This window comes from Streptomyces sp. NPDC055254 (genome assembly GCF_053606025.1).
Genome location: NZ_JBSGQV010000011.1, coordinates 131996 through 145000, shown reverse-complemented (window position 1 = coordinate 145000; position 13005 = coordinate 131996). Strand labels below are relative to the sequence as shown.

Below are 13005 nucleotides of genomic sequence, written 5' to 3'. Positions count from 1 at the left end.
ACCCGAACGGGCGATCGACATATGAGGGCGCCTGCCCGCGCCGGCGCCCTTTAAGCCGTGGCGCGAACGGGCGGCCGGGGGCGCGCGCCGCGCGGCCGGGGCATCAGCCCTCGACGCCGGTCGAGGTGGGGACGGCTCCCACGGGCTCGGACTCGAAGCCCCGCTGGACCGGCCACCCGGTGCCGAAGACGAAGAGGAAGAACTGCGAGAACTCCGACTGCCAGTTCTCGGTGACGTCCGCGGCGAAGTCGGAGGTCGTCACGTACTGCGCCAGGCCGATCCGCTGGAGCCCGTCCACGGCGCCCCAGCCTCCGCGCACGCCTTTCCGAGGACGCCGGGGACTCCTGCGCACGTCGCGGCGCGCGCGACACTCGCCGTCGCCGGTCCGGGTGGCGAGCCCGCTGCGGACTGGAGGTTCGGATCCACGCGTTTTCTCCTCACGGAGGGCGCCACGGCCACGGCATTTCCTACGTATGCCCGTGTAAGCTGAAAAATCCGACCGTTTCCACCGCATACCACCCGCCCGGCCCTCCGCCGGCTCTCGGAGTGCACTCATGGGCCAGCCCCCGCAGCACCACCGGCCCCGTCGGCCTCCGCCCGTACCTTCCGATGACCGCGCCGACGCCCTGTTCGGGCTGGAGGACCTGCGCTTCGGGCCCACCGGTGCCCGAGCGGCGCGTTCCGGTCCGCTCGTCGGACCCTCCTTCCGCGACTCCCCCGCCGCCCGCCGGCTGCTATCGGTACGCGAGATCCACGCCGAGCCGGCAGCCGCGGCCTCCCCGCGCGGGCGGCAGATCCTGGCGCGCTTTCCCGAGGCCGAAGTCATCGACGTGGACTCGCACTGGCGCATCCCGGAACTGCACGGCAACGAGGGCAACCTCGAACGCTGGGTCCGCGTCAAGAGCGAGGTCCTCGTCCTGGGCGAGAAGAAGACCCTGACCACGCGGGTGAACGGGCGGTCCGCCGACTGGATCGCGCCCGGCTCGGCGAACGGCTGCGCGATGGCCTGCGCCTACTGCTACGTGCCGCGCCGCAAGGGTTACGCCAACCCGATCACCGTGTTCACCAACATCGAGCAGATCATCGCCCACCTCGGCCGGCACGTCGCACGGCAGGGTCGCAAGCCCGAGCCGAACCAGTGCGACCCGACCGCGTGGGTCTACGACATCGGCGAGAACAACGACTGCTCGGTGGACGCCCTCATCAGCGAGAACACCGCTGACCTGGTCAACGCGTTCGCGCTCTGGCCCACGGCCAAGGCGTCCTTCGCCACGAAGTTCGTCAACCCCGATCTGCTGCTCCTCGATCCGCGCGGCCGCACCCGGGTGCGCTTCTCGGTGATGCCGCCGCAGGACTCGCGTCTGCTGGACATCCGCACCAGCCCGGTGGAGCAGCGCATCGCGGCTGCCGCGGACTTCCTGGAGGCGGGGTACGAGGTGCACTTCAACCTCTCGCCCGTCGTCATCCGGCCCGGTTGGGAAGAGGACTGGACGCAGTTGCTGCGGCGCATGGACGACGTTCTGCCCCGTGCGGTCAAGGAACAGGCGGCGGCGGAGGTGATCATGCTGACGCACAACGAGGACCTCCACCAGCTGAACCTGGGCTGGCACCCACGGGCCGAGGACATGCTGTGGCGGCCCGACATCCAGCAGCCCAAGCGCTCCGAGAACGGCAGTTGGAACGTCCGCTACCGCAACGCCGACAAGGCCGCGGCCGTCGACACCGTCCGTCGAATGGTGTCGGCCGCGGCCCCGTGGTTGCGGATCCGCTACGCGTTCTGACTCACGTGTGCAGGCGGCTGTTGGTCCCGTCGTGCCCGTCCGCCTGGTCCTCGTCGAACCAGTGGTCGCCTTCGGCGAGGTAGCGGAAGGAGTGCACGCTCTTGGCGGGCAGCACGACGCTGACGGCGCGCATGCCGTCTCGGCGGGCCTCCAGAGGGTGCGCGCCGGGCTGCCACTCGTTGAAATCGCCGACGACGCTGACCGCACCGGGCGGGGCCTCGGCCGGCAGGACGAAGGTGACGTGGACGCGGTCCTTGACCTGCTTGCGCTCCAACATGGGTGAGGGGCTCCTGCCAGCAGAGGGTTGGTGCGCCCATTCTCGGACCGCGCCCCTGGGACGGCCCTACGGCGCGGCCGCCACGACGGCCCGATTCACCCTTGCGGCAGTCCCTGAGGGCGGGCCGCGGGCGGGCGCTCCCGTCGCGTGGCGGGGTCGGTCGGCGGCAGGCCGGCCAGGGCCGCCGCCTGCCCCGTGGGGTGCGGGGTGGGGCCGAGCCATTCGCAGAACAGGACGGTGGCGTCGTCCTGGAGGCGGCCGTCATGGTGTTCGAGTACGGCGTGGATGAGGCGGCGCAGCGTCTCGGGAACGGGCAGGCCGGCGGCATGGTGGCGGATGAGGAAGTCGACGAACCGGCCGAGGCCGAACTCCTCCTCGCCTGCCCGGCGGGCTTCGGTGATGCCGTCGGTGTACAGCACCAGTCGGTCGCCCGGCTCCAGTTGGTGGCGGCACAGGGTCGTGGGGAGACCGAGACCGGTGCCCATGGGGTGCGCGGGCGGACAGTTCAGCAGCGTGCTCCACCGGCCGCCGCGGATGACCACCGGCGGGTGATGACCGCGGTTGACCCAAGTCAGGAGGCCGGTACGGGTGTCGAGTTCGGCGAGGACACCGGTCGCGTAGCGCGTCCGACCGTACTCCTCGATCAGTACCTCCTCGATCCGCTCGCTCGTCTCGACCAGTCCCGCGCCCTGCCGGCGCGCGTTGCGGCAGGCGCCCATCGCGAGGGTCGCGGTGAGTCCCGCGGCCGTGTCGTGTCCCATCGCGTCGAACAGCGACAGGTACACCATGTGTCCGGCGGTCGCGTAGTCGTAGGCGTCCCCGCTGATCCGGTAGGCGGGCTCCATCGCCGCGCTGATCACCACCCGGCCGTCGGCGTAGGTGTGCGGCGGCATCAGGTGCCACTGCATCTCCGCGCCGACGGCGAGCGGCTCGATGCGGGTCAGCCGGGCATGGGAGTCACTGCTGCGCCGCTTGCTGTCGATGATCAGGGCGAGCAGGGCGGACAGCGATTCCATGTCCTCCAGCGCTGTCCGATCGGCCTCGGGAGCGGTGATGCGCAGAACACCCAGGCGTTCCGTGCCGTCCAGCAGCGGAACCCACCAGTGGCTCCCCTGCTCGCCCGCCTCGGCGCCGGCCAGGACCTGCCCGAGCTGATACGCGCGCCCCGCCACGGTGCCCTCGATCTTCAGCTCGGTCTCCTCCCCCGCCGCCGTCTGTCCGGCATCGAGCTCGTCCCCGGTCAGCAGACGCATCACGGCGCCCTGCAGATCGACGACATAGATCAGCACCTGGGAGAAACCGACCCCCGCCGCGTACTCGGCCGTCTTGGCGGGCAGGAGCTCCGGCGGCATCAAGTGGCTCGCCGACAGCAGTCCCACCAGCATGCGCCGGCCTTCTGCGTACCGGTCCCGGTCGTTCACCGCAGCACCTCGGGCTCCGCCTCTTTCGGTCACTCGGGCCTACCGCGCGGCATCGAAGGTGATGTCGTCGACCGCGCGGATGTCCGCGGACATGTTGGTACGCATCATCCGCAACGCCGCTTCGGCCAGGTCGACGTCGATGTGGGCGACCGCGTCGGCCGCGACGACCACGTCGAAGTGCCGGATGTGGGCGTCCAGCGCCGAGTACAGCACGCACTGCTCGGTCACCTGTCCGCACAGGACCAGTCGCTGGGCGTCGAGTTGACCCAGGAGGTAGGCCAGCGGCGTTTCGAAGAAGACGGAATGCCGGGCCTTGACGACGAAGAGCGAGTTCTCGTCGGGCGCGACCGGCTCCACGAGGTCGGCGTGGTGGCCGTCGAGGGCCGCCCGCAGGATCTCTCCGTGGTGCGAGCGCCACTCCCCGAAATTGTCGTTCACGTAGATCACGGGCGAGTCACTGGCCCGAGCGTGTTTCAGCAGCGTCGTGACCCCGGAGAGGGCCTCACGGACGGAGGGGACCAGGGCCTCGGCGTCTTCGTGCGCGTACGTGTTGAGCATGTCGATGACGATGAGCGCCGTACGAGGCATGGGGCCCGCCTCTCGTCCCGTGTGTGCCGCAGCGGGCGGGGTGCGCTCCGCTCCGTGGTTCCAGTCTCCCTCATCCGCGGTCGCCGTGTGTCTTCGTGTGCCGGACGCACAGGTGCGCGGGGCGTCGTACGCGGGTGGCGGCCCTTCCGGTGCACGGCGCCTCCCCCGTCTTCCCAGGTCACCAGCCGGCGGCCCGGTCGGCCTGAGCCTCGACCGCCGAACGATCGGCCTCAGTTCACGCCGTGGGTCTGCAACCAGATCTCCAGCGAGGCCACCTGCCAGAGCGTGCTGGCTCCCCGCGTGGTGCGGTGCCGATCGGGGTCCGCCAGCAGCTCGGCCACGCGGGCCTGGTCGAAGAGGCCCCTACGGCGGGCCTCCGGGGCGGTCAGGGCCTGCCGTACCAGGCTGAGTACCGGCTCGGCCATGTGCCGGACGGCCGGCACCGGGAAGTAGCCCTTCGGGCGGTCGACGACGTTGCGGGGGAGGACCTGCCGGCCGATGTCCTTGAGGACTCCCTTGCCGTCCCGCGCCAGCTTGAGCTCCGGAGGGCAGGCGGCGGCGAGTTCGACCAGTTCGTGGTCGAGGAACGGCACCCTCGCCTCCAGGCCCCAGGCCATCGTCATGTTGTCGACCCGCTTGACCGGGTCGTCGGGCATCAGGGCATGGACGTCCATGCGCAGGGTCGCGTCCAGCGCGGTCTCGGCGCCCGGGGCCGCCATGTGGGCGCGGACGAAGTCCCGCGAGACGTCGCGCTCGACGGCCGTGTCGGGGTGCAGCAGGGAGGCGACCTCGTCGTGCGTGCGGTCGAAGTACGCGTCGGTGTAGGCCTCGGGCGCGGCGTCCCGGCCCGCGGCGGCGATCCCCGGGTACCAGTGGTACCCCGCGAACACTTCGTCCGCGCCCTGCCCGCACAGCACCACCTTGACGCTTTTGGCGACCTGCTCGGCCAGCAGGTGGAAGGCCACCGCGTCATGGCTGACCATCGGCTCGCTCATGGCGCCGATCGCCGCCTCCAGGGCCGCAGGCAGCCGGTCGGAAGGAATCATGAACTGGTGGTGGTCGGTCGAGAACCGGCGGGCGATCAGGTCGGAGTACCGGAATTCGTCGCCCTCCTCACCGCTCTCCGAGGCGAACCCCATCGCGAAGGTCGGCAGGTCGCTCTGCCCTTCCTGCGCGAGCAGGGCCACGATCAGGCTGGAGTCGAGGCCGCCCGACAGCAGGACGCCCACGGGGACGTCCGCGACCATGCGGCGCCGCACCGCCGTGCGCAGCGCCTGGTCCACGGCCTCCCGCCAGCGCACCGGGTCGTCGCCGAGCTCCTCGTGGCGGGTGTAGGACGGCTGCCAGTAGCAGTGGTCGCGGTACGTGCCGTCCGACTCGACGGTACGGACGGTGGCCTGGGGCAGTTTGCGGACGCCGGAGAGCACCGTGCGGGGCGCGGGGACCGTGCCGTGCCAGCTCAGGTACTGGTGCAGTGCCACCGGGTCGAGGGAGGTGTCCACTCCCCCGCCCGCCAGCAGAGCGGGCAGCGAGGAGGCGAAGCGCAGCCGGTCACCGTCCTGGGCGAGGTACAGGGGCTTGATGCCGAGTCGGTCCCGGCCCAGGACCACGCGCCCCGTGTGGTGCTCGACGACCGCGAAGGCGAACATGCCCACGAGGAATTCGACACAGGCGCCGCCCCATTGGCCGTAGGCCTTGAGCAGCACCTCCGTATCGGAGTCCGAGAAGAAGCGGTGCCCCAGCCCTTCGAGCCGGGCGCGAAGCTCGCGGTAGTTGTAGACGCAGCCGTTGAAGACGCCGGTGATGCCCAGTCGGGGGTCGGTCATGGGCTGGGCGCCGCTCTCCGAGAGGTCGATGATCTGGAGCCGGCGGTGGCCCAGGGCCACCGCTCCTTGCGACCAGAAACCCCTGCCGTCGGGACCTCGTTCCTCCATGGCGTCCGTCATGCTTTCGAGCGCGGTGAGGTCCGGTCTCCGGCCGTCGAACCGCATTTCTCCGCTCAAGCCGCACATGACACGCCCCCTGTCCGTCGCACCTCGCGGAACCACGTCTGCGCGTACCGTGTGTCCGGGGTCCGGGGCACTGTGACCATGACGCTCACTCCCGCGCGCCGGCGATCGGTGTCGTGCGACCCCGACCGGCCAGGCGATCGACATACCGGGCGGCTACCCGTCCCCGCCCCGATCAAGCAGACGGAACGGGAGATACTGCTCGGCCCCGCGGCCGGTGCGGGAGCCGCTGTACGCCGCGGCGCGGAGGGAGGGCCACCCGACCGAGGCGGTTACGCGGCCGCCCGCCCCTGATGGCCGCGGTGGCGCAGTCGGGCTTCTACGTGCCCCTCGGCGACGCGCGTCTCGAAGGAGGGCTGCGGCGCGGTCGCGGGACCCCGTACGTTCCAGCCGTCGGTCAGCCGGAAGACGCTGCCGTGCCAGGGGCAGCGGACACAGCCGTCGGCGACCTCGCCTTCCGACAGCGCGCCCGCCATGTGCGAGCAGCGGTCGGCGAGGACGTGCACCTCTCCGCCGGTTTGGCGGACGACGACCACATCGACGCCGTCCACGGTGGCCCGGGCCGGACGTCCCACGGGGAACTCCGACACCGGCCCCACCCGGTGCCAGCCCGGGGACACCAGGTGCGGCACGGCCTCCGCGTGGTTGGCGCCCGCGGCCTGGCGGTAGGCGAGGTGGCCTCCCAGCGCCCCGCCCGCGCCCACGGCGGCCAGACCGGCCACGGCCAGGAGACGGCCCTTGACGGGGCGCCCCCGCAGGCGGGCCGTGAGGGAGGCGGCGTACAGCGAGACGGCGCCGATGTTCGCGACGGCGTGGACCAGCCCGACGCGGGACTGCTCGGGCGGCAGTTCCGCCCAGTCGGTCCAGCCCGCCACGGCCGCGGGCGCCGCTCCCGCCAGACCGAGGGCGATCAGCGTCCGGGACGCGCGGTCCTGTCCGGGGCAAAGGTCCAGGACGGCTGCCGACAGCCAGGCCCCGACCGGTACCTGTACGAGCAGGGGATGGACCGGGTGGCCCATCGGCAGCCCGTGCAGGGTGTCGCGGGCCGGTCCGAGCGGTACGGCGCGCACGGCGCGGCGCACCGCGCGCACCAGTCCGTCGGTGGCGGTCGACTGCTCCACCCGCTCCACGGCCCGGAGCATCCGTCCGGGGCCCGTCCGCTGTGCTCTGCGCTTCCCGCGGTCCGTGTCCATGCCCGCCGCCTACCCGGGTCGGGGCGATCGACTCGGCGCGAGCCCGGGACATTGCCTCGCCGCATCCGCGGCGGCGCGGTTCAGGTCCGGCAGAGGATGATCAGGACGGCGGTCCAGAGAGCGAAGACGCCGACCGCGAGGCCGGTGGCGCGCCGGCAGAGCTGACCGTACCGGTCGGCGTACTCGTTCTTGAGTTCCGCCGCCCGCGCCACGGTCGCGGCGAGCATCTCCCGGCGCAGGCTCAGGTGGTGCTGGGCGAAGCGGGCGCTGATCTCGTCCTGCTCGCCGGGGCCGAGCCAGGTGAGGGTGCGGACGAACGCCTGTCCCGCCTCGCGTGCCTCCCGAAGGGCCGCCTGGCTCATCAGGAATCCCTCGATCCGAGCCAGCCCGGCCGCCGGGTCGTCCGGGCGCTCGCTCATCGGCGCGCTCCCCGGCTATTCGGCCTGGTCCGGACCCGGCCCGGGGAGCGACCCCCGCGGACCGGAAGCCCTGTCCTGGTCGATGACGTCGCGTTTGTGGTCCCCCGCGTAGTCGAGGGCGGCGATCTCCGGGTGGTGGAGGTCGAAGGCCGGCGATTCGGACCGCACCCGGGGCAGCGTCACGAAGTTGTGCCGGGGAGGCGGGCAGGACGTGGCCCATTCCAGGGAGCGGCCGTAGCCCCACGGGTCGTCGACCTCGACGCGGGGCGCGAACTTGGCCGTCTTCCACACGTTGTAGAAGAAGGGCAGTGTCGAGGCGCCGAGGAGGAAGGCGCCGATGGAGGACAGGGTGTTCAGTGCGGTGAATCCGTCGGCGGCCAGGTAGTCCGCGTAACGGCGCGGCATTCCCTCGGCTCCGAGCCAGTGCTGGACGAGGAAGGTCATGTGGAAGCCGATGAACAGCGTCCAGAAGTGGATCTTACCGAGGCGCTCGTCGAGCATCGTGCCGGTCATCTTCGGCCACCAGAAGTAGAAGCCGGCGAACATCGCGAACACGACCGTACCGAAGACCACGTAGTGGAAGTGGGCCACGACGAAGTAGGAGTCGGTGACGTGGAAGTCCATCGGGGGCGAAGCCAGGATGATGCCGGTCAGGCCGCCGAAGAGGAACGTGACGAGGAATCCGATCGACCACAGCATGGGCGTCTCGAAGGAGAGGGAGCCCTTCCACATGGTGCCGATCCAGTTGAAGAACTTGACCCCGGTCGGCACCGCGATCAGGAACGTCATGAAGGAGAAGAACGGCAGCAGCACGGCTCCCGTGGCGAACATGTGGTGCGCCCACACGGTCAGCGACAGGCCCGCGATCGCGACGGTCGCCCCGATCAGGCCGAGGTACCCGAAGATGGGCTTGCGGGAGAACACCGGGATGACCTCGGTGATGATCCCGAAGAACGGCAGCGCGATGATGTAGACCTCGGGATGCCCGAAGAACCAGAAGAGGTGCTGCCACAGGAGCGGGCCCCCGTTGATCGGGTCGAAGACCTGGGAACCGAACTTGCGGTCCGCCTCCAGTACCAGCAGGGCCGCCGCGAGGACGGGGAAGGCGAAGAGCACCAGGACCGAGGTCAGCAGGATGTTCCAGGTGAAGATCGGCATCCGGAACATGGTCATGCCCGGCATCCGCATGCAGATGATCGTCGTGACGAAGTTGACCGAGCCCAGGATCGTGCCGAATCCGGAGAGGGCCAGGCCCATGATCCACATGTCGCCGCCGATGGACGGCGTGCGCGTCACGTTGCTGAGCGGTGTGTAGGCGGTCCAGCCGAAGTCCGCGGTCCCCTGCGGGGTGAACAGGCTGCCCACGACGATCAGGCCGCCGAAGAGGAACAGCCAGAACGACAACATGTTCAGCCGCGGGAAGGCCACGTCCGGCGCGCCGATCTGGAGCGGCATGATCGCGTTGGCGAAACCGGCGAAGGTCGGGGTCGCGAAGAACAGCAGCATGACGGTGCCGTGCAGGGTGAACGCCTGGTTGTACTGCTCGTTCGAGACGATCTGCAAGCCCGGCCGGGCCAATTCGGCCCGCAGCAGCAGCGCCAGTACCCCGCCGAGGATGAAGAAGATGAACGACGCGATCAGGTACAGGTGCCCGATCTTCTTGTGGTCCGTGGTCGTGAGCCAGGAGACCAGCACGCTCCCTCGCGTGCGGCCCGGTACCGGGATCGGCGTGACAGGCTCGGTCGACGTCACCATGGACGATTCCTTTACATCGGAAACCCGGTACGGACGCGCCGCCGCCTCGCCGGTAGGTCGCGCCCGGTCCCAGGTGTACTACGGATAGTGACGAAAGGCCAAGCGTGCGCCGCCCGGTAGCCCGGTCGGCCCACAACTTCGCCGCCGACGACCGGGGCGGCACGCGCCGGCCGGGCACGGCGCTGGGCCGACCGGGTGGGGCAGCGCGTCGCGCGGCGGATGGGGCCCCCCGGGGCGGGTCGGTGCGGAAACCTGTGGGAGGCCTGGGAGGTTCTGTCTGGATTCGTCGTTTCGTGCTGTCGTTCGGTGGCATCCGGTCCCAGGTCCGTAGGCGTGCTCCGGCTGGAGCGCGCGGGACGCACTTCGTGGGAAGCCGGTGACCGTCATGGCCTTCAACCCGCTCGAACAGCGCGGTATCCCCCTGGACCGCCAGCTGCGCAGCTGGCGCGAACTGAACGTCTCCCCGATCGACCCCGACGCGAGCGACCCGTACACCCGGTGCCGCATCATCACGATGAACGGCATCGAGGTCGAGGCGATCCTCTTCGGCCACATCTTGGCCCGCAACTGCGTGGATCCGGAAGTCAAACGCCAACTGGCCCGCACCCGGTACATCGAGGCCCAACAGCAGAAGGTCGTGAACTGGCTGCTCCCCGGAGTGTCGTCGGTGCTGGAGACGACGATCGCCTACGAGCAGGTAGCGGTGGACCTGACCTCGTGGGTGGCGCGCATGGAACCGGACCCTTACCTGCAGCAGGCGTACCAGTTCGGCGTGCTGGAGGACTTCGACCACCTGTACCGGTACGCGAACCTGTACGAGATGATCGAGCACCGCAAGGCCGAGGCGATCGTCGACGGCCTGACCGAGGTGATGCCGGGGCGCCCGACCCGGATGCACCACCGTAATCCGGTGGACAACGTGCGCGACCCCTACGACAAGACCCGCACCGATCCGCTGTCGAAGCTCCACGCGCTGACGATCCTGTCGGCGGAGCAGCAGACGATGAACTTCTACATGAACACCGGTCCCACCTACATGGAGCCCATCGCCCGGCAGCTCTACCAGGAGATCGGTCTCATCGAGGAGGAGCACGTCACCCACTACGAGTCCCTCGTGGACCCGGGGGAGACCTGGTGGGAACAGCTCGTCACGCACGAGTACAACGAGTGCTACCTGTACCACTCCTTCATGGAGCAGGAGAGCCACCCCAAGGTCAAAGCCGTGTGGGAGCTGCATCTGAACATGGAGCTGGAGCACCTGCGGATCGCGTGCGACCTGATGCGGCGCCACGACGGGCGCGAGCCGGAGGAGATCCTCGCTCCGGAGCTGCCGAACGTGGTCACCTTCGAGCCGAACAAGGCCTACCTGCGGGAGCTCCTCGCGACCCAGATCGACCTGACCACGCTCGGCGCGGGCTACGTACGGGAGGCGCACGAGCGCTTCGAGAAGATGCAGGCGCAGATCCACGGCGGGGAGGCTCCGCCCAGCGACCGGGTCGTGGAGCAGCACCAGGAGATGTTCGGGCGGGACTACCGCGTCGAGACCGAGGGGCCGCACCCCGACCCGTCGCAGCGCGCGTGAGCCGGCCGGTAGGCGCCGCCGGTCCGGGGTCCGATGCCGGCCGGCGCCGGACCCGACGCACACCCCGTCTCCGAGGAGGATCTTGTGAAGGACGATGAGAAGCAGGTCGGTGACCCTGCGGCCGGCGAGGACGTGGTGGCACTGCTCGTGCGCCAGCACGGGCAGATCCACAGCCTCTTCGACGAGGTGCGGCTCGGCGAGGGTGATGCCCGCAAGGACGCCTTCGAACGCCTGGTCCGGCTCCTGGCCGTGCACGAGACGGCGGAGGAGGAGGTCGTGCACCCCCATGCCCGCAGTGCCTTCGAAGGCGGAGACGACGTCGTACAGGAACGGCTCGCGGAGGAGAACGCGGCCAAGGAGATGCTGGCGAGCCTTGAGGACATGGGTACCGGTGACCCGAAGTTCATGCCGATGCTGCTCTCCCTGCGCGACGCCGTCCTCGTGCACGCCCGCGCCGAGGAGCGTTACGAGTTCGCCCAGCTGCGCCGCACCAGCTCCCCGACCCGCCTCATGACCATGGCGAAGGCCGTCAAGGCCGCGGAGAAGCTGGCCCCGACCCACCCCCACCCCGGGGTGGAGAGTGCCTCGGCCAACATCGTGGCGGGCCCCGTAACCGCGCTGGTGGACCGGACGCGTGACGCGGTCCGGAGGGTCATGGACAAGGACCGGGACTCCGACGCCTGAGCAGCGCACCGGGCAGCGACGGGCGGGACGGGGCGGGACGCGTCATGGCGCGCCCCGCCCCTCTGACCTGGACCGGTCCGCCGGACGGGCCGCGCGCACGCCCGGCCCGGCGCGCACTGCCCGCGGGAACGGATCGCGCCCCGCTCCGGCGCGTGTCCGGGCCGGAGCCGGGTAGGCGCCCCTGCGCAGGTGACGTAGTGCCGATCCACCGCGACTACGACGACGTGAGCGACGGCCCGCGAACGGGCGGAACGAGGCGGTTCGATGGGGACATTCCAAGGTCTGCGGTCCCACGGCGGGCACCTGGGTGCGATGGCGGGGTTCGCCGGGTACACGGCCGGCTGGGTCGTGCTCCACCACCGGACCGGACGGCCCCGGTCCGTCTCCCCGGGCCCCTGGGAGCTCCTGCTCACCGCTACGGCCACGTTCCGGCTCAGTCGCCTCATCGGCAAGGCCACCGTGGCCCGCCCCCTGCGGGCCCCGTTCACCCGGGTGGACGACGCCGGCGCACCGGCGGAACTCAACGAGACCCCGCGGGAGGAGCCGGGCCGCAAGACGATGGGCGAGTTGATCAGCTGCCCGTTCTGCCTGAGCGTGTGGGTCGTCGCCAGCTTCACCGGCGCCCGGGCCGTCTGGCCGGAAGCCACCCGCACGGTGACCGGAGCCCTGACCGCACTGACCGTGTCGGACGCCTTGCAGTTCGGCTACTCGATGCTCTCGCAGCGGGCGGCGGACCACTGAGTCCCAGGAGATGCTGCTCATGCTCATGGACCCGGTCGTTCTTCCCCACGGGGGCACACCATGATCGCCCGCCATCCGCTTCGGCGTGAAGGAGAACCCTCATGACCACGCACACCCGTACCACGGGCAGGACGCCCGTACAGCTCGCCGCCCTCGTGGTGGGAGCGGTGTTCCTGCTGGTCGGTGTCCTCGGGTTCGTACCCGGCATCACCACCGACTACGAATCCCTGCGGTTCGCCGAGCACCACTCGGAGGCCAAGCTGCTCGGGATCTTCCAGGTCTCCGTCCTGCACAACATCGTCCACCTGCTGTTCGGCATCGCCGGCATCGCCATGGCCCGCACCGCGGGCAGCGCCCGCGCCTTCCTGATCGGCGGCGGCGTGATCTACCTGGTCCTGTGGATCTACGGCCTGATCATCGACCACGACAGCGCCGCCAACTTCGTTCCCGTGAACCCCGCCGACAACTGGCTGCACTTCTTCCTCGGCATCGCCATGATCGCCCTCGGTGTCCTGCTCACCCGCCGCCCGGCCCTGCGCCGCTGACGGAAGGACG

At 70.4% G+C, this 13005-nt stretch carries 13 protein-coding genes; 5 read left to right on the top strand and 8 right to left on the bottom strand.

Features of this window, described 5'->3' with window-relative positions; genetic code table 11:
* Positions 1–103: 103 nt before the first annotated feature.
* Positions 104–319 (bottom strand): DUF6766 family protein, encoded by a 216-nt coding sequence (locus ACWFQ8_RS14445; protein WP_453786535.1) that lies wholly within the window; start codon positions 317–319, stop codon positions 104–106.
* 235 nt (positions 320–554) lie between these two features.
* Here ACWFQ8_RS14445 and ACWFQ8_RS14440 point away from each other — a divergent pair, with 235 nt between their 5' ends.
* Positions 555–1781: a spore photoproduct lyase family protein gene (locus tag ACWFQ8_RS14440; RefSeq protein WP_453786534.1), complete on the top strand. Its 1227-nt coding sequence runs from the start codon at positions 555–557 to the stop codon at positions 1779–1781.
* Position 1782: 1 nt separating this feature from the next.
* Here ACWFQ8_RS14440 and ACWFQ8_RS14435 read toward each other — a convergent pair whose 3' ends face one another.
* The 7 genes from ACWFQ8_RS14435 to ctaD all read right to left on the bottom strand — a co-directional run bounded on the left by ACWFQ8_RS14435 (position 1783) and on the right by ctaD (position 9443).
* Positions 1783–2058, bottom strand: a complete 276-nt coding sequence (locus tag ACWFQ8_RS14435) for an isoamylase early set domain-containing protein (protein WP_453786533.1) — start codon at positions 2056–2058, stop codon at positions 1783–1785.
* A 95-nt stretch (positions 2059–2153) separates the two neighbouring features.
* On the bottom strand, positions 2154–3443 hold the full coding sequence (locus ACWFQ8_RS14430; protein ID WP_453786584.1) for a PP2C family protein-serine/threonine phosphatase: 1290 nt from the start codon (positions 3441–3443) through the stop codon (positions 2154–2156).
* Positions 3444–3518: 75 nt separating this feature from the next.
* Entirely contained in the window at positions 3519–4067 is a 549-nt protein-coding gene (locus tag ACWFQ8_RS14425; protein WP_453786532.1) for an isochorismatase family cysteine hydrolase, read from the bottom strand.
* 230 nt (positions 4068–4297) lie between these two features.
* Positions 4298–6079, bottom strand: a complete 1782-nt coding sequence (locus tag ACWFQ8_RS14420) for an N-acetylglutaminylglutamine amidotransferase (RefSeq protein ID WP_453786531.1) — start codon at positions 6077–6079, stop codon at positions 4298–4300.
* Between the two features lie 269 nt (positions 6080–6348).
* Positions 6349–7269 (bottom strand): Rieske 2Fe-2S domain-containing protein, encoded by a 921-nt coding sequence (locus tag ACWFQ8_RS14415; RefSeq protein ID WP_453786530.1) that lies wholly within the window; start codon positions 7267–7269, stop codon positions 6349–6351.
* A gap of 80 nt (positions 7270–7349) precedes the next feature.
* Entirely contained in the window at positions 7350–7688 is a 339-nt protein-coding gene (locus ACWFQ8_RS14410; RefSeq protein ID WP_453786529.1) for a hypothetical protein, read from the bottom strand.
* Positions 7689–7703: 15 nt separating this feature from the next.
* On the bottom strand, positions 7704–9443 hold the full coding sequence (ctaD, locus tag ACWFQ8_RS14405; protein WP_453786528.1) for an aa3-type cytochrome oxidase subunit I: 1740 nt from the start codon (positions 9441–9443) through the stop codon (positions 7704–7706).
* 385 nt (positions 9444–9828) lie between these two features.
* Here ctaD and ACWFQ8_RS14400 point away from each other — a divergent pair, with 385 nt between their 5' ends.
* The 4 genes from ACWFQ8_RS14400 to ACWFQ8_RS14385 all read left to right on the top strand — a co-directional run bounded on the left by ACWFQ8_RS14400 (position 9829) and on the right by ACWFQ8_RS14385 (position 12995).
* A complete protein-coding gene (locus tag ACWFQ8_RS14400) occupies positions 9829–11025 on the top strand; it encodes a hypothetical protein (protein ID WP_453786527.1) in 1197 nt (398 codons plus the stop codon).
* An 84-nt stretch (positions 11026–11109) separates the two neighbouring features.
* Positions 11110–11709, top strand: coding sequence for a hemerythrin domain-containing protein (locus tag ACWFQ8_RS14395; protein WP_453786526.1), 600 nt, complete (start codon positions 11110–11112; stop codon positions 11707–11709).
* Between the two features lie 264 nt (positions 11710–11973).
* Positions 11974–12450: a DUF1360 domain-containing protein gene (locus ACWFQ8_RS14390; protein WP_453786525.1), complete on the top strand. Its 477-nt coding sequence runs from the start codon at positions 11974–11976 to the stop codon at positions 12448–12450.
* A gap of 101 nt (positions 12451–12551) precedes the next feature.
* Positions 12552–12995, top strand: coding sequence for a DUF4383 domain-containing protein (locus ACWFQ8_RS14385; RefSeq protein WP_453786524.1), 444 nt, complete (start codon positions 12552–12554; stop codon positions 12993–12995).
* Positions 12996–13005: the final 10 nt, after the last annotated feature.

What these genes read in the sequence shown, in the direction of transcription:
- ACWFQ8_RS14440 (WP_453786534.1), top strand. Translation starts at nt 555, where the DNA reads ATGGGCCAGCCCCCGCAGCACCACCGGCCCCGTCGGCCTCCGCCCGTA.
- ACWFQ8_RS14435 (WP_453786533.1), bottom strand. Translation starts at nt 2,058, where the DNA reads ATGTTGGAGCGCAAGCAGGTCAAGGACCGCGTCCACGTCACCTTCGTC.
- ACWFQ8_RS14430 (WP_453786584.1), bottom strand. Translation starts at nt 3,443, where the DNA reads ATGCTGGTGGGACTGCTGTCGGCGAGCCACTTGATGCCGCCGGAGCTC.
- ACWFQ8_RS14425 (WP_453786532.1), bottom strand. Translation starts at nt 4,067, where the DNA reads ATGCCTCGTACGGCGCTCATCGTCATCGACATGCTCAACACGTACGCG.
- ACWFQ8_RS14420 (WP_453786531.1), bottom strand. Translation starts at nt 6,079, where the DNA reads ATGTGCGGCTTGAGCGGAGAAATGCGGTTCGACGGCCGGAGACCGGAC.
- ACWFQ8_RS14415 (WP_453786530.1), bottom strand. Translation starts at nt 7,269, where the DNA reads ATGGACACGGACCGCGGGAAGCGCAGAGCACAGCGGACGGGCCCCGGA.
- ACWFQ8_RS14410 (WP_453786529.1), bottom strand. Translation starts at nt 7,688, where the DNA reads ATGAGCGAGCGCCCGGACGACCCGGCGGCCGGGCTGGCTCGGATCGAG.
- ctaD (WP_453786528.1), bottom strand. Translation starts at nt 9,443, where the DNA reads ATGGTGACGTCGACCGAGCCTGTCACGCCGATCCCGGTACCGGGCCGC.
- ACWFQ8_RS14400 (WP_453786527.1), top strand. Translation starts at nt 9,829, where the DNA reads ATGGCCTTCAACCCGCTCGAACAGCGCGGTATCCCCCTGGACCGCCAG.
- ACWFQ8_RS14390 (WP_453786525.1), top strand. Translation starts at nt 11,974, where the DNA reads ATGGGGACATTCCAAGGTCTGCGGTCCCACGGCGGGCACCTGGGTGCG.
- ACWFQ8_RS14385 (WP_453786524.1), top strand. Translation starts at nt 12,552, where the DNA reads ATGACCACGCACACCCGTACCACGGGCAGGACGCCCGTACAGCTCGCC.